This window comes from Pseudomonas ogarae (assembly GCF_014268695.2).
Classification (GTDB): Bacteria; Pseudomonadota; Gammaproteobacteria; order Pseudomonadales; family Pseudomonadaceae; genus Aquipseudomonas; species Aquipseudomonas kilonensis.
The window spans coordinates 1,554,560-1,569,509 of record NZ_CP077086.1 but is presented as its reverse complement, the minus strand read 5'-3'; the positions used below and the strand labels follow the sequence as shown (position 1 = coordinate 1,569,509).

The following is a 14,950-nucleotide window of genomic DNA, read 5'->3' as shown; positions in this document are numbered from 1 at the left end:
ATGCGTCCGCGCAAGAAGGACCGGCACCTGCCGGCGTGCATGTACCAAAAGCATGGCGCTTATTACCTGGTCCGCAAGGGCAAGTGGAAGCGCCTGGGCACCGACTTTCAGGCATCACTCACTGAATACGCGAAGCTGCTGGACAAGGGCACCCAGGGCGGCATGCCAAAGCTGATCGACGATGCGCTCGAACACATGCGCACTAGGACCAAGCCGCCCCTCAAGCCGAACACCCTCAAGCAGTACGAAGCCGCCTGTGAGCGCCTCAAAGAAAACTTCGCCGACTTCGAGCCTCGAGAGGTACTGCAGCGCCACGTCGTCGCGCTCAAGCTGCACATGGCGGACACACCGAATATGTCGAACCGGGTTATCTCGGTGCTTCGAGCGGTGTTTACCTACGCTTTGGAGCAGCAGATCGTCGACTCTAACCCCTGCATCGGTGTCCGACGCCACTTGGAACACAAGCGCGATCGCTACATCACCCACGGGGAGTTCCAGGCGATCTGTGACAACTCAAGCGACAACATGCGGGTGATCTATGAGATGTGCTACCTGACCGGACAGCGCATCGGTGACGTCCTAGCCATTCGCTTGGCGGACATTAGCTCTGATGGAATCGCGTTCAAACAGGAGAAGACGAATGCGAGGTTGCTGGTTCAGATGACTCCAGACTTGGAAGAGTTGATAGCCAGAGTCAAGGCGCTGCCACGAAAGATCCGGGGACTCACTCTGTTCTGCTCTCCGCGCGGCGGAAAGCCCGTGCATTACAGTTCGGTGAAGGACGCCTTCGCGATCAGCTGCAGAAAGGCCGGCGTCGAAGACGCGAGCCTGCACGACCTGCGAGCCAAGTCTCTTTCTGATACCGACGACCAAGGCAACGACGCTCAGAAACTCGGAGGTCACACAGACGCGAAGATGACGCAACGTTATTTGAGGTTACGCAAGATGCACGTCGGAGTCCCTCCAGCGTTAACACAACTAAAGAATTTTGAAACTTAAGCGCTCAACCTGGCCATTTCTGCAACGACCTCCTCCCCTGCTGGATGAACAACGGAGTATGGAAGGCGAAAATTTGTGAAATGGTGGGCGGCTCCCAAAGCTTGTTCGGGATGAAACCGCGGATACTTACCTACTTTTTCAACTTGCGCTAAAAATTGCTCAGGGCTTAAATCTAACAACTTTATAATTTTATTTTGCCAGGCAGAATCCTCTGGAGATAACGGCCAAGTTTCGCGCGCCACCATATCCATTCCGTATCGTTTGAAAGATTCCAGAACAAAAGTTGCACATGTAAATCCATCTCCCGGATTATCCATGACCAATCCGCCACCAGAGTCGAAGTACTGCTTCTCATCCCAGCCAATCGAGTAAGGTACCTTACCCTCAGTGACACCATACAGAACAGCCAAGAATGAAATTATAACCAACTCAGTCTCAGGCTCTAGAGAGGGCACAAGAAGATAGTGGTATCTGGAGGTAAATATACTTTTAATATATACATTATTTGAGGCGAGATGAAAAAGCCAAACATCGCCAAAAAAATCTTTTACTACAAAACCTGTGTGCCGCTGACCACCATCGCTAATATCACCCGTAATAACTAGAGCGAGATTTACATTATCTGGCAGCTCAACATCATACCTTTTCAGTTCTAGCTTCATGCAATTCCCTGCCAACAACACTCAACAAGCTACAAATCAAGCCCAGCAAGCAATTTGGGAGCTCGTTCGTTATCCTTAAGTTCTTTTTTTACGCCTTCAAAAAACACCAACCATCCAGGGAGCAAATGCTTCGCGGAGTAAGAGGCCCTAAGCAGGGCTACCATGGACCATTCAGTGAGGCGGTGTGGAGAGGCCGTAAGTAGAAGAGAATTGATAACATCCAAGTTCATCCTCGAAAAATTCTTTTCCACGAAATAAACGATAAATACAGAAGCAAAGCGCCCCTTTGCGTGTTTCTCCCAATAATACAGAAGATCCCGAGCAGAACTGTAATCCGCAAGAGAGTCTTCTATGCGATCCCACTCCGAAAAAATCGTATTGTTATTGCTTAGCCTGACACTACGTTTACCGGCATCTGCAACAGTATAGGTTAAAACACTCAAATTTGAGAGATAATCATTACATTCTGGCGTGTCGAACAGCACCTCAAACTTTGTACACACTGCATTTGAACCACCAGAAAACCACTCTCCAGTGCTTGCTTCGCTGGACGCAAAATAAACTTCGGAAAAATCGCTAAGTCTATTCATCAATCATCCCATCCTTGAGTATTGACAAGTACGCATGAACCATCTCACTAAATAATTCGTAAGAATCGCTCGCTAAAATTGCATGTTGGTGACCAAGAGGTGAACTCATATCAAGCTCACAACGAAGCACAGTATCAGACGCCGCATTCGGAAAGCCTGCTGGGCCGATGGTAATCACCTGACGCTCTAATACCCCCAACTTAATAATCCGATTGTGACGCAAACCCTCAACCGACTTAAAACTAGAAGGACTATTAACTTGAATCATTAAATCCTCTATTTCGCAGCCGTCATTGACATTTACAAAATGCAAATAATCACTTATCAGACTATTACCTACAGCAATACTTGAAATCTTTTTAATGAACACAGCTCCGACTGCAACTCTCGCAACACCAAAGTCCAAACTGGTGAGCCAAGACTTAAATGCCATTAGCCATTTGAACGTTAAAGCGTGAATCTCTTCCGGCTTTGGAGCGCCGGGCAAGTCAGTAAATGGAAACGAAAGACTCCAATCCACTCTATTGAAAGCGGTCTTCAGCTCAAATTGACCGCCTAGAAACTCGCCTGACTCGAAGTACTCGCCTGCACTGGGCCGATTGACCGCAGTTTCGGGATCAAATTTTGTGACCTGTTTCCACCACTCACGCCCCACTCCGCTGATCGGCTCAATGCTAAACACGGTCAGCCTTAACGTCTCTACGTGCCATTCCTTGATATCGGGCAAACTCATACTGAAGCTCCGTCTTAAAAACTGTGCACCCAACCCCACCTCAGGTTCGTCCCCCCTTTGGAGAATGGGTAAATATACGAAATATAGTCCCCATTTACCGCTGATGTCACTTCGGCAGTAAAAGTTTCATGTGTCGGCGCGACCTTGGTCGTAGCTGCCGCAGGTGGCGCAGGTGGCGTATTGAACGAGAATATTAGACAATCCTGACTCGTCTAATAGACAACCACGTTGTAAGGCCTTGAATGACCGACCTTTCCGCCCACACCCCCATGATGCAGCAATACTGGCGCCTGAAGAACCAGCACCCCGATCAGCTGATGTTCTACCGCATGGGCGACTTCTACGAGATCTTCTACGAGGACGCGAAGAAGGCTGCCAAGCTGTTGGACATCACCCTGACGGCGCGTGGGCAATCGGCGGGCATGGCCATTCCGATGTGTGGGATTCCTTATCACGCGGCAGAAGGTTACCTGGCGAAGCTGGTCAAGCTCGGCGAATCCGTGGTGATCTGCGAGCAAGTCGGCGACCCGGCCACCAGCAAAGGCCCGGTGGAACGCCAAGTCGTGCGGATCATCACCCCGGGTACGGTCAGTGACGAAGCCTTGCTGGATGAACGCCGGGACAACCTGATCGCCGCCGTGCTCGGCGATGAACGCCTGTTCGGCCTGGCGGTACTGGACATCACCAGCGGCAACTTCTCGGTGCTGGAAATCAAGGGCTGGGAAAACCTGCTGGCGGAGCTCGAGCGGGTCAACCCGGTGGAACTGTTGATCCCAGATGACTGGCCCAAAGACCTGCCGGCGGAAAAACGCCGTGGCGTGCGGCGTCGGGCGCCGTGGGATTTTGAGCGTGATTCGGCGCTGAAAAGTCTCTGCCAGCAGTTTTCCACCCAGGACCTCAAGGGCTTCGGTTGCGAGAACCTGACCCTGGCCATCGGTGCGGCCGGCTGCCTGCTGGCCTACGCCAAGGAAACCCAGCGCACCGCCCTGCCCCACTTGCGCAGCCTGCGGCACGAACGCCTGGATGACACCGTGGTGCTGGACGGCGCGAGCCGCCGCAACCTGGAACTGGACACCAACCTGGCCGGCGGGCGCGACAACACCCTGCAATCGGTGGTCGATCGCTGCCAGACCGCCATGGGCAGCCGATTGCTGACTCGCTGGTTGAATCGTCCGCTGCGGGACCTGACCGTGCTGCTGGCGCGTCAAACCTCCATTACCTGCCTGCTCGATCGTTATCGCTTCGAGCAGTTGCAACCGCAGCTCAAGGAAATCGGCGACATCGAGCGCATCCTCGCCCGCATCGGTTTGCGCAACGCCCGTCCCCGTGACCTGGCGCGCCTGCGCGATGCCCTGGGCGCGTTGCCCGAATTGCAGGTGGCGATGACCGATCTCGAAGCGCCGCACCTGCAGCAACTGGCGCGCACCACCAGCACCTACCCGGAGCTGGCCGCGCTGCTGGAAAAAGCCATTATCGATAACCCACCGGCGGTGATCCGTGACGGTGGCGTGCTGAAAACCGGCTACGACGCCGAACTCGACGAGCTACAAGCGCTGAGCGAGAACGCCGGCCAGTTCCTGATCGACCTTGAAGCCCGGGAAAAAGCCCGTACGGGCCTTGCCAACCTCAAGGTCGGCTACAACCGCATCCACGGTTATTTCATCGAATTGCCAAGCAAGCAGGCCGAACAGGCCCCGGCCGATTATGTTCGCCGCCAGACCCTCAAGGGCGCCGAGCGGTTCATCACCCCGGAACTCAAAGCGTTCGAAGACAAGGCGCTGTCGGCCAAGAGCCGCGCCCTGGCCCGGGAAAAGATGCTCTATGAAGCGTTGCTCGAGGACCTGATCAGCCAATTGCCGCCCTTGCAGGACACCGCCGGCGCCCTGGCGGAACTGGACGTGCTGAGCAACCTGGCCGAACGCGCACTGAACCTGGACCTGAACTGCCCGCGCTTCGTCAGTGAACCGTGCATGCGCATCAGCCAAGGCCGTCACCCGGTGGTCGAGCAAGTGCTGACCACGCCGTTCGTGGCCAACGACCTGAGCCTGGACGACAACACCCGCATGCTGGTGATCACCGGTCCGAACATGGGCGGTAAATCCACCTACATGCGCCAGACCGCACTGATCGTGCTGCTGGCCCACATTGGCAGCTTCGTCCCGGCGGCCAGTTGCGAATTGTCCCTGGTGGACCGGATCTTCACCCGGATCGGCTCCAGCGATGACCTGGCCGGTGGACGTTCGACGTTCATGGTGGAAATGAGCGAAACCGCGAACATCCTGCACAACGCCACCGAACGCAGCCTGGTGCTGATGGACGAAGTCGGACGCGGCACCAGCACCTTCGACGGCTTGTCCCTGGCCTGGGCAGCGGCCGAGCGCCTGGCGCACCTGCGGGCCTACACGCTGTTCGCCACCCATTACTTCGAACTCACCGTGTTGCCGGAAAGCCAGCCTTTAGTGGCCAACGTGCATCTCAATGCCACCGAGCACAACGAGCGCATCGTCTTCCTGCACCACGTGCTGCCCGGCCCGGCCAGCCAGAGCTACGGCCTGGCGGTGGCGCAACTGGCCGGTGTGCCAAGTGAAGTCATTACTCGTGCCCGCGAGCACCTGAGCCGCCTGGAAACCACCAGCCTGCCTCACGAAGCACCGCGCCCGACCAAAGGCAAACCGGCCGCGCCGCAGCAAAGCGACCTGTTCGCCAGCCTGCCGCATCCGGTTCTCGATGAACTGGCCAAGCTCGATCTGGACGACCTGACGCCACGTCGGGCACTGGATTTACTCTATACATTGAAGACACGGATCTAACACACAGGCTTTCAAGCTGTTAGAATCGCGCGCGGTTTGGGATGCTGCGGACTATTAGCCTGGTCCGCAGACTATCGCTCCCAAACCTGGCGACCCTACCGTGAAGGGGCTTCGCTGCCGCCGCCTGAGGAGAGAATTAGAAATGACCTTCGTCGTCACCGACAACTGCATCAAGTGCAAGTACACCGATTGCGTAGAAGTCTGTCCGGTGGACTGCTTCTACGAAGGCCCGAACTTCCTGGTCATTCACCCGGATGAGTGCATCGACTGCGCCCTGTGTGAACCGGAATGCCCGGCGAACGCCATTTTCTCGGAAGACGAAGTGCCGACCGGCATGGAGAACTTCATCGAACTGAACGCCGAACTGGCGGACATCTGGCCGAACATTACCGAGAAGAAAGATGCGCTGCCTGACGCTGAAGAGTGGGATGGCAAGGAAGGCAAGATCGCAGACCTCGAACGCTGATCACCCCTGCGTTCGTCGAAAAGGCCCCTTGCGGGCCTTTTTGCTTTTTCGGATCAAGAAATCGCAGGCAAAAAAAAGGGGCGGTTTGACCCGCCCACATTTTTTCCCTAATCCCTTTAATCCTTTTCATCATCCTGATGAATCGCGTCCTGCGATGTCCTTCCTTCCCATCGTCCTTGACGGGTGTGTCTGTCCGTCGACACAGGACTGATATTAGTATTTTCCCGGGCGAGTGCAACGCGGCTGATACAGGTGGCTTGCTCTGTAACGCTACGTTCATAAACAAATTTTCGTTATAAATCAGATGAATACAAAAAGATCACGGTATTTATAGCGGTCTGTCCGGCCGATGGGGAACTGATCGCTTACGTAAGACTAGGCAAAGGCTTACAAGCTGAAACTACAAATAGGGCGGAACTGGGGAAACGCCCTTCGGAAAGCTTTGAACCAGTCGTGATGTTCTATCGTTTTACGGGTGGGGGGGTCAGGGGTAGTGTGTATATCCGTTTTTTGCGTAACGGCGGCTTATGGTTCCGCTCTTACAGCGGCTCACTTTTGAGAAGCGCAAAAGTAAGCAAAACGCTCATGCCCCACCACTCGGCACCTCGCCTAGGCTCGGTGTGCCCGAACGAAGGCATTGCTCCGTGGGCCCGCCGCGAAGGGCCATCCATGGCCCAGCGCGGCTAACCCGGCATCCATGCCGGGATGCCCACTCCACAATGCCTGCGTTCGGCCAGCGTGGTTAACGGGGCGCCGAGATCAACGTCCACCGCGAGGCGGCCTTATAGCCGACCTGGCTCTCCCGGTCGTACACCCATCAGATCTGTGGGAGCAAAGCTTGCTCGCGATGAGGCCAGTAAGCCCAACATCCATGTAACTGAACCACCGCCATCGCGAGCAGGCTCGCTCCCACATTCGATCTTCAGCGGACACAAAATTCATATCCAACACAGACCTCCTGTGGGAGCGAGCTTGCTCGCGATGAGGCCGGCACATCCAACATCACCGCAAACTGCCCCACCGCCATCGCGAGCAAGCTCGCTCCCACAGGGGAAACGCGGTCTCACCCAGAACCAGGTCGGCTATAAGGCCGCCTCGCTTTTGCTTTTGATCTGGGGCGCCCCGTTAACCACGCTGGCTGAACGAAGGTATTGCGCAGTGGGCAACCCGGCATGGATGCCGGGTTAGCCGCGCTGGGCCATGGATGGCCCTTCGCGGCGGCCCACGGAGCAATGCCTTCGTTCAGGCATGCCGAGCCTAAGCGAGGCACCGAGTGGTGGGGCAAGAGCGTTTTGGTTACTTTTGCGCTTTTCAAAAGTGACCCGCTGTAAGAGCGGAACCATAAGCCGTCGTTACGCAAAAAACGGATATACCCCCAAACCCAAGCCAAAAAAAATGGCACTTTCCATTTCTGAAAGAAGCGCCATTTTCTCTAACTAAACAGCATTACCCCTGATGCGGAGGCATTCGCTGCTGCACTGGTATTATTGAAACAACGACTCGCTCGACAAGCCGTTCTTCTCCAGGATCTCTCGCAGGCGCTTGAGACCTTCAACCTGGATCTGCCTCACCCGCTCACGGGTCAAACCAATCTCCAGGCCCACATCTTCAAGCGTGCTGCTTTCGTGACCGCGCAAGCCGAAGCGGCGAATCACCACTTCCCGTTGCTTGTCCGTAAGTTCCGAAAGCCACTGGTCAATGCTCTGGGACAAATCATCGTCCTGAAGCAACTCGCACGGATCGGTCGGACGATCGTCGGTCAGGGTATCGAGCAGGGTCTTATCCGAATCCGGCCCCAGCGAGACGTCTACCGAGGAAACACGCTCGTTGAGCCCAAGCATGCGCTTGACCTCTCCCACCGGTTTTTCCAGCAGGTTGGCGATTTCTTCGGGTGAAGGTTCATGGTCGAGTTTCTGGGTCAACTCACGGGCAGCCCGCAGGTAGACGTTCAGCTCCTTGACCACATGAATCGGCAACCGGATGGTCCGGGTTTGATTCATGATTGCCCGTTCGATGGTCTGGCGGATCCACCAGGTGGCGTAGGTCGAGAAACGGAAGCCGCGCTCGGGGTCGAATTTCTCGACGGCGCGAATCAGGCCCAGGTTGCCCTCTTCGATCAGGTCCAGCAGCGAAAGCCCGCGATTGACGTAGCGTCGGGCGATTTTCACCACCAGGCGCAGGTTGCTTTCAATCATGCGTTTTCGGCCGGCCGGGTCGCCACTTTGCGACAGCCGCGCAAAATGAACTTCTTCCTCGGGGGAGAGCAGTGGCGAGAAACCGATTTCGTTGAGGTACAGCTGAGTGGCGTCCAGCGCCCGGGTGTAGTCGATGTACTTATGTTGTTTAAGTGAAGCGGAGTGTTTGGATTTGGCACGAACGGAAGGTGGAGTCGCCCCTTCATCATTCGACATCGAATCCATAGCGATGCCGGTCTCCATAAGGAGAACCTCATCGTCGATGTCAAACTCCGGCACTTCTTTACTGAGAGCCATTGTTATAGTCCTTTGGTGAGTTCGACCTCAAGCTCAAGCGACGCCTTTATCCTTGGCAACGCTGGAGCCTGTTCCCTCTACGTGACGGAACAGGCTGACAATCAAATCAACGCCGAGGCAGGAATTGCAGCGGATCGACTGGTTTACCTTGCCGGCGAATCTCAAAATGCAGTTTCACCCGGTCTGTTCCCGTTGATCCCATTTCGGCAATTGTCTGTCCGACTTTGACCTGCTGCCCCTCCCGAACCAACAGCCTGCGGTTGTGACCGTAGGCACTGACGTAGGTATCGCTGTGTTTGATGATGACGAGTTCGCCGTAGCCCCTTAAACCACTCCCGGCGTACACAACCGTCCCATCAGACGCGGCTAAAACAGGCTGTCCCAAATCCCCGGCGATATCAATTCCTTTATTCAAACTACCGTTTGAAGAGAATTTTCCAATGAGAACGCCATTAGAAGGCCATCCCCAGCCTGTCGGGGCGGGGCCTGCAGGAGGCATCGGAGCAGGGGTCGGTTTGCTCGCGACGGACGGTATTACCACCGTCCCAGCCCCCGCCGGCCGGCGAATAACCGTGGTTTTGCTAGACGACGAAGCCGTCGAACCCGACTGCGTCACCACGGCGGTAGGCGTTGAGCCACTACGGCCATCGAAGCGAATCGTCTGACCGGGGTGAATCGTATAAGGCGCAGGAATGTTGTTGCGCGCCGCGAGGGCTTTGTAGTCCCAGCCGTAGCGAAAAGCGATGGAAAACAGGGTATCGCCGCGACGGACTACATATTGACCGGTCGTTACTGTAGGACGTTGAGGTGTTGCGCTGTTGTTGTTGCGATCGACAACCCGGACGTTACCCGACGGCGTACTGGAACACCCGACCAGCAAAGTACTCAAGACAAGGCCAGTCACCAGGCGCTGAAAGCTCGTGATACCCATACACTGCGCAATGACTGTGAGACTCACCCGCCGCTCCCTTTGTGGTGGCTGAAAAATTGGAAACTGCCTGTCCAGGCAGACCTCATACAAATATAGCTGGCAACGACTGCGCCTCTATTAATGAAGCGCAACGTGTCACCGCACACGTTTGCTCGACGCCGTTGGACTCTGTTCAGCAAATCGGTGCCGCTGTAAGACATAGGCCAGGCCACGGAATTCAGCGTCTGTTTATAAATGCTCAGGCCAACGGCCCATTGAGTAATGGCACGAACCGCACCGCCCCCAGGACATGTCGCGAAAAACCGTGTTCTTCGCGCACGATCAGCATCAGTTGCTGGACTTCGCCGGCGCCCACCGGAATGACCAGTCGTCCACCGGGGGCAAGCTGATCCAGCAAGGCCTGGGGCACATCGGTGGCCACCGCGGTCACAATGATGCCGTTGTACGGCGCCAGGGCTGGCCAACCTTCCCAACCATCGCCCCAGCGAAACACCACGTTGCGCAGGTTCAGCTCAACCAGGCGTTCCTTGGCGCGATCCTGCAGTACCTTGATCCGCTCCACGGAAAACACCCGCTCGACCAGCTGCGACAACACCGCCGTCTGGTAACCCGAACCGGTACCGATCTCCATCACCTTGTCCAGCGGCCCCGCCTCCAGCAGCAGCTCGCTCATGCGGGCCACCATGTACGGCTGGGAAATGGTCTGGTTGTGGCCGATCGGCAACGCCGTGTCTTCATAGGCGCGATGGGCCAGGGCTTCATCGACGAACAAATGGCGTGGTGTGCGGCGAATCACCTCCAACACCTGGGCATTGGACAGGCCTTCTTCGTAGAGCCTTTGGATCAGTCGTTCACGGGTGCGCTGGGAGGTCATGCCGATTCCGCGGCGCAGCATATCGTCTTGCTCACGAGCCATCAGCGCAGCCCCTCCAGCCAGCCATCGAGATTTCGAAAGGCGTCGTTGAAGGTGCGGTCCAGTTGCAACGGCGTGATCGAGACATAACCTTGCATCACCGCATGGAAATCAGTGCCCGGCCCGCCGTCCTCGGCATCACCGGCGGCGGCGATCCAGTAACCGGCCTTGCCGCGCGGGTCGACGACGTGCATCGGCTTGGCGGCGCGGGCACGATGGCCCAGGCGAGTGAGCTGGATGCCACGGATGTGATCGAGCGGCAGGTTGGGGATATTCACGTTCAGCACCGTGCGTGGCGGCAGCTCCAGCTCGCCGTGGGCTTCGACCAGTTTACGGGCGAAGTAGGCGGCGGTCGGCAAGTTGTCGACCTGCCGTGAAACGAACGAAAAGGCAAACGATGGCTTTTCCAGGAAGCGACCTTCCAGGGCGGCGGCAACCGTGCCGGAATACAGCACGTCGTCCCCCAGGTTGGCGCCAAGGTTGATACCCGACACCACCATGTCCGGCTCACGCTCCAGCAAGCCATTGAGGCCCAGGTGCACGCAATCGGTCGGAGTGCCGTTGAGGCTGATGAAACCGTTATCCAGATAGCAGGGATGCAACGGACGGTCGAGCGTCAGCGAGCTGCTGGCGCCGCTTTTGTCCTGGTCCGGGGCGATGACCACGCACTCGGCAAAATCCGCCAGCGCAGCATAAAGCGCGGCAAGACCGGGTGCTGTCACCCCGTCGTCGTTAGAAATCAGAATACGCATGGGCTGTCCGTCTGCCCCACCGGCACCAGATCGACGAGTTCGCGCACCAAGACAGTGGCGAAACATCCGGCCGGCAGGACGAATTCCAGTTGCAGAATGTCTAGCGAGGGATAATGCCACGACAGCCCGCCAATGGGCAGTCGCAGGATGCGACGTTCGTGACTCATTCCCGCGTTTATCAACCAGTCCCGCAAATCGGCCTCACCCGCGGCGATGGCTTGTTCCAGCTCGGACGTCGCACCGGCGGCAGGCGAAGGTCCCTCGCCCCACTGCGGCCCGGTCGGGTGCAAATCGAGAATGGCCAGGCGCGGGTCGCTGCACTCAGCCTCACCGGCCGGAAAAAAACTGCGGCTGTCGGTGAAGGCGAGCAAGTCGCCTACCTGGGCTTGCTGCCAGGTACCGTTGGCGACCCGTGCCGCCAGTACCTGGTTGAACAGAAAGCTGCGGGCGGTGGACAACAGACGCGAGCGCACATTGCGCTGTTCCGGCAACGCCTTGCGCGCCGCCCAGCCCCGGGCATCGACGACATTGCCGCCGTCATGGCCGAAGCGCTGGGCGCCAAAATAGTTGGGGATGCCCTGGCGGACAATCTGCTGCAGACGCGCATCGATCGCCGCCGTGTCGCCCTTGAATTGGGTCAGGCGCAAGGTAAAGCCATTGGCCGAGTGCGCACCGCGTTGCAGCTTGCGCCTGTGGCGTGCGGTCTTGAGGATCTTCAGCGTGTCGTTCTCTGCCGCCGACAGGTCCGGATCGGCCTTGCCTGGCAATTGGACGCTGAACCACTGGCGGGTCAGGGCCTGACGATCCTTGAGCCCGGCGTAGCTGACGGTGCGCAACGGCACGCCAGCCGCCTTGGCGATTCGCCGGGCAGCCTCTTCGGTGTTCAAGCCACGTTTTTCAACCCAGATCCACAGGTGCTCGCCATCGCCGGTCAACGGGATATCGAGTACTTCATCGACCTGGAAATCTTCAGCGGTGGCCTTGAGTACCGCACTGCCCAGCGGTTCACCGTAGGCACGCGGCCCTAACAGTTCCAGTTCCGTCATGGGCGCAGCAACAAGGCGACGGAGTGGACGGCAATGCCTTCTTCGCGACCGACGAAGCCCAGCTTCTCGGTGGTGGTGGCTTTCACGTTCACTTGGTCCAACTCAACTTGAAGATCCTCGGCAATCAATTGGCGCATCGCTTCGATGTGCGGCGCCATCTTGGGGGCTTGGGCAACGATGGTGTTATCGACGTTGCCGACCTTCCAGCCCTTGGCATGGATCAGCGAGACAACATGGCGCAGCAGCACACGGCTGTCAGCGCCCTTGAATTGCGGGTCGGTATCGGGAAAGTGCTTGCCGATGTCACCCAGGGCAGCCGCGCCGAGCAATGCATCGCTCAAGGCGTGCAGCAGGACATCACCGTCAGAATGCGCGAGCAGCCCGAAGCCATGTGCGATTCGCACGCCGCCCAGAGTAATGAAGTCGCCTTCAGCGAAACGGTGAACATCGTAGCCGTGGCCAATACGCATAAAAAAACGCCCCGATTTTTGTCAGGGCGTGATTCTACCTGCATTAGGCGTTTAGAGCGCGCGCATGATGCTGCAAGTGGTCGTCAATGAAGCTGGCGATGAAGAAGTAGCTGTGGTCGTAGCCCGGTTGCAGGCGCAGCTCCAACGGATGGTCGGCAGCCTTGGCCGCCTGTTGCAAGGCTTCGGGCTTGAGCTGGTTGGCCAGGAAATCATCGCGATCGCCCTGATCCACCAGCAGTGGCAGCTTCTCCTGTGCCTCGGCAATCAATGCACAGGCATCCCATTCCCGCCATTTCGAGCGGTCTTCCCCCAGGTAACGGGAGAAAGCCTTCTGGCCCCATGGGCAATCCATCGGATTGTTGATCGGCGAAAAAGCCGACACCGAACGGTAACGCCCCGGGTTGCGCAAGGCGCAGACCAGCGCACCGTGGCCGCCCATGGAGTGACCACTGATGCCGCGTTTGTCCGAGGCTGGGAAATGCGCTTCGACGAGTGCCGGCAATTCCTGCACCACGTAGTCATGCATCCGATAGTGCCGTGCCCACGGATCCTGCGTGGCGTTCAAATAAAAGCCCGCCCCCAGGCCAAAGTCCCAGGCATTGTCCGGATCGCCCGGCACGTCGGCGCCACGGGGGCTGGTGTCCGGCGCGACGATGATCAGGCCCAGCTCGGCGGCCATGCGCTGGGCGCCAGCCTTTTGCATGAAGTTCTCGTCGGTGCAGGTCAACCCGGACAACCAATACAGCACAGGCAACTTGCCGCCCTGCTCCGCTTGCGGCGGCAAGTACACGGCAAACACCATGTCACAACCGAGCACGTCGGAACGATGCCGGTAACGTTTGTGCCAGCCGCCGAAGCTTTTCTGGCAGGAGATGTTTTCCAGACTCATGACCGACCTCAGAAATGGATAACGGTGCGGATGCTCTTGCCTTCATGCATCAGGTCGAATGCCTTGTTGATATCTTCCAGGCCCATGGTGTGGGTGATGAACGTATCCAGCGGGATCTCGCCCGTCGCGGCCATCTCCACGTAGCTTGGCAACTCGGTGCGACCGCGCACGCCACCAAAGGCCGAACCACGCCAGACGCGCCCGGTCACCAACTGGAAGGGACGGGTGGCGATTTCCTGGCCAGCGCCGGCCACGCCGATGATCACCGACTCGCCCCAGCCTTTGTGGCAGCACTCCAGCGCGGCACGCATCAACTGGACATTGCCGATGCACTCGAAGGAAAAGTCCACGCCGCCGTCAGTCATGTCCACGATGACTTCCTGGATCGGACGGTCGAAGTCTTTCGGGTTGACGCAGTCGGTAGCGCCCAGTTGCCTGGCGATTTCGAACTTGGCCGGGTTGATGTCGATGGCAATGATGCGCGCGGCCTTGGCCTTTACCGCGCCAATCACTGCCGACAGGCCGATGCCGCCCAGGCCGAAGATCGCCACGGTGTCACCCGGCTTGACCTTGGCGGTGTTGAGGACCGCGCCGATACCGGTGGTGACGCCACAACCCAGCAGGCAGACTTTTTCCAGCGGGGCTTCTTTTGGAATCTTCGCGACGGAGATTTCCGGCAGCACGGTGTACTCGGAGAACGTCGAGGTGCCCATGTAGTGGAAAATCGTCTCGCCCTTGTAGGAAAAGCGCGAAGTGCCGTCCGGCATCAGGCCTTTGCCCTGGGTGGCGCGAATCGCCTGGCAGAGGTTGGTCTTGCCTGACTTACAGAATTTGCACTGGCCGCATTCCGGCGTGTACAGCGGGATCACATGGTCGCCCACCGCGACCGAGGTCACGCCTTCGCCGACGGCTTCGACAATCGCGCCGCCTTCGTGACCGAGGATCGACGGGAAGATCCCCTCCGGGTCGGCGCCCGACAAGGTGTAGGCATCGGTGTGGCAGACACCGGAAGCCACCACGCGCAACAGCACTTCGCCCGCCTTGGGCATGGCGACGTCGACTTCAACGATTTCCAGGGGTTTCTTGGCCTCGAAGGCAACGGCAGCGCGCGACTTGATCATCCGGACTCTCCAGCAAATAAAAACAAGACCGGGAGTGTAATCCTCCGCCGGACGATGAATAATCCAACCAAAAGCA

14 protein-coding genes are annotated in these 14,950 nt (G+C 57.7%); 3 read left to right on the top strand and 11 right to left on the bottom strand.

What is annotated here, in order from left to right; translation table 11 throughout:
* Positions 1-999, top strand: coding sequence for a tyrosine-type recombinase/integrase (locus HU749_RS06745; RefSeq protein WP_186651804.1), 999 nt, complete (start codon positions 1-3; stop codon positions 997-999).
* Here HU749_RS06745 and HU749_RS06740 read toward each other — a convergent pair.
* From HU749_RS06740 to HU749_RS06730, 3 genes are read right to left on the bottom strand one after another with little or no spacing between them, the layout of a single operon-like run.
* On the bottom strand, positions 996-1,661 hold the full coding sequence (locus tag HU749_RS06740) for a hypothetical protein (RefSeq protein WP_186651806.1): 666 nt from the start codon (positions 1,659-1,661) through the stop codon (positions 996-998). The genes HU749_RS06745 and HU749_RS06740 overlap by 4 nt on opposite strands.
* Before the next feature lie 29 nt (positions 1,662-1,690).
* On the bottom strand, positions 1,691-2,251 hold the full coding sequence (locus HU749_RS06735) for a hypothetical protein (protein WP_186651808.1): 561 nt from the start codon (positions 2,249-2,251) through the stop codon (positions 1,691-1,693).
* Positions 2,244-2,984, bottom strand: a complete 741-nt coding sequence (locus HU749_RS06730; RefSeq protein ID WP_186651810.1) for a hypothetical protein — start codon at positions 2,982-2,984, stop codon at positions 2,244-2,246. Before HU749_RS06730 ends, HU749_RS06735 begins: the two co-directional genes overlap by 8 nt.
* A gap of 242 nt (positions 2,985-3,226) precedes the next feature.
* Between HU749_RS06730 and mutS the strand changes: the two genes are divergently transcribed.
* On the top strand, positions 3,227-5,794 hold the full coding sequence (gene mutS / locus HU749_RS06725; RefSeq protein ID WP_186651812.1) for a DNA mismatch repair protein MutS: 2,568 nt from the start codon (positions 3,227-3,229) through the stop codon (positions 5,792-5,794).
* Between the two features lie 142 nt (positions 5,795-5,936).
* Positions 5,937-6,260 (top strand): ferredoxin FdxA, encoded by a 324-nt coding sequence (fdxA, locus tag HU749_RS06720; RefSeq protein WP_079302086.1) that lies wholly within the window; start codon positions 5,937-5,939, stop codon positions 6,258-6,260.
* A 1,484-nt stretch (positions 6,261-7,744) separates the two neighbouring features.
* On the opposite strand, the gene rpoS is transcribed toward fdxA, so the two are convergent.
* The 8 genes from rpoS to HU749_RS06680 form a co-directional block, all read right to left on the bottom strand.
* Positions 7,745-8,752 (bottom strand): RNA polymerase sigma factor RpoS, encoded by a 1,008-nt coding sequence (gene rpoS / locus HU749_RS06715; RefSeq protein ID WP_003198289.1) that lies wholly within the window; start codon positions 8,750-8,752, stop codon positions 7,745-7,747.
* 106 nt (positions 8,753-8,858) lie between these two features.
* The gene (locus tag HU749_RS06710) at positions 8,859-9,710 is read right to left on the bottom strand and encodes a peptidoglycan DD-metalloendopeptidase family protein (RefSeq protein ID WP_186651814.1); all 852 of its coding nucleotides are present in this window, start codon (positions 9,708-9,710) and stop codon (positions 8,859-8,861) included.
* A 211-nt stretch (positions 9,711-9,921) separates the two neighbouring features.
* A complete protein-coding gene (locus tag HU749_RS06705; protein ID WP_170862085.1) occupies positions 9,922-10,557 on the bottom strand; it encodes a protein-L-isoaspartate(D-aspartate) O-methyltransferase in 636 nt (211 codons plus the stop codon).
* 41 nt (positions 10,558-10,598) lie between these two features.
* Positions 10,599-11,348 carry a 5'/3'-nucleotidase SurE gene (gene surE / locus HU749_RS06700; protein WP_003198282.1) on the bottom strand — a complete coding sequence of 250 codons (750 nt, stop codon included), beginning with the start codon at positions 11,346-11,348 and terminating at the stop codon, positions 10,599-10,601.
* Complete coding sequence (gene truD, locus HU749_RS06695; protein ID WP_186651816.1) at positions 11,336-12,394, bottom strand: tRNA pseudouridine(13) synthase TruD; 1,059 nt, start codon at positions 12,392-12,394, stop codon at positions 11,336-11,338. Before truD ends, surE begins: the two co-directional genes overlap by 13 nt.
* Positions 12,391-12,864 carry a 2-C-methyl-D-erythritol 2,4-cyclodiphosphate synthase gene (ispF, locus tag HU749_RS06690; RefSeq protein ID WP_003184863.1) on the bottom strand — a complete coding sequence of 158 codons (474 nt, stop codon included), beginning with the start codon at positions 12,862-12,864 and terminating at the stop codon, positions 12,391-12,393. Before ispF ends, truD begins: the two co-directional genes overlap by 4 nt.
* Positions 12,865-12,907: 43 nt before the next feature.
* Positions 12,908-13,753, bottom strand: coding sequence for an S-formylglutathione hydrolase (gene fghA, locus HU749_RS06685; protein ID WP_018603685.1), 846 nt, complete (start codon positions 13,751-13,753; stop codon positions 12,908-12,910).
* An 8-nt stretch (positions 13,754-13,761) separates the two neighbouring features.
* Positions 13,762-14,874 carry an S-(hydroxymethyl)glutathione dehydrogenase/class III alcohol dehydrogenase gene (locus HU749_RS06680; protein ID WP_079302082.1) on the bottom strand — a complete coding sequence of 371 codons (1,113 nt, stop codon included), beginning with the start codon at positions 14,872-14,874 and terminating at the stop codon, positions 13,762-13,764.
* Positions 14,875-14,950 lie beyond the last annotated feature (76 nt).

Bases quoted from the DNA above. Each gene is read 5' to 3' on its own strand.
- HU749_RS06745 (WP_186651804.1), top strand. From the start codon at position 1: ATGCGTCCGCGCAAGAAGGACCGGCACCTGCCGGCGTGCATGTACCAA.
- HU749_RS06740 (WP_186651806.1), bottom strand. From the start codon at position 1,661: ATGAAGCTAGAACTGAAAAGGTATGATGTTGAGCTGCCAGATAATGTA.
- HU749_RS06735 (WP_186651808.1), bottom strand. From the start codon at position 2,251: ATGAATAGACTTAGCGATTTTTCCGAAGTTTATTTTGCGTCCAGCGAA.
- HU749_RS06730 (WP_186651810.1), bottom strand. From the start codon at position 2,984: ATGAGTTTGCCCGATATCAAGGAATGGCACGTAGAGACGTTAAGGCTG.
- mutS (WP_186651812.1), top strand. From the start codon at position 3,227: ATGACCGACCTTTCCGCCCACACCCCCATGATGCAGCAATACTGGCGC.
- fdxA (WP_079302086.1), top strand. From the start codon at position 5,937: ATGACCTTCGTCGTCACCGACAACTGCATCAAGTGCAAGTACACCGAT.
- rpoS (WP_003198289.1), bottom strand. From the start codon at position 8,752: ATGGCTCTCAGTAAAGAAGTGCCGGAGTTTGACATCGACGATGAGGTT.
- HU749_RS06705 (WP_170862085.1), bottom strand. From the start codon at position 10,557: ATGACCTCCCAGCGCACCCGTGAACGACTGATCCAAAGGCTCTACGAA.
- surE (WP_003198282.1), bottom strand. From the start codon at position 11,348: ATGCGTATTCTGATTTCTAACGACGACGGGGTGACAGCACCCGGTCTT.
- truD (WP_186651816.1), bottom strand. From the start codon at position 12,394: ATGACGGAACTGGAACTGTTAGGGCCGCGTGCCTACGGTGAACCGCTG.
- ispF (WP_003184863.1), bottom strand. From the start codon at position 12,864: ATGCGTATTGGCCACGGCTACGATGTTCACCGTTTCGCTGAAGGCGAC.
- fghA (WP_018603685.1), bottom strand. From the start codon at position 13,753: ATGAGTCTGGAAAACATCTCCTGCCAGAAAAGCTTCGGCGGCTGGCAC.
- HU749_RS06680 (WP_079302082.1), bottom strand. From the start codon at position 14,874: ATGATCAAGTCGCGCGCTGCCGTTGCCTTCGAGGCCAAGAAACCCCTG.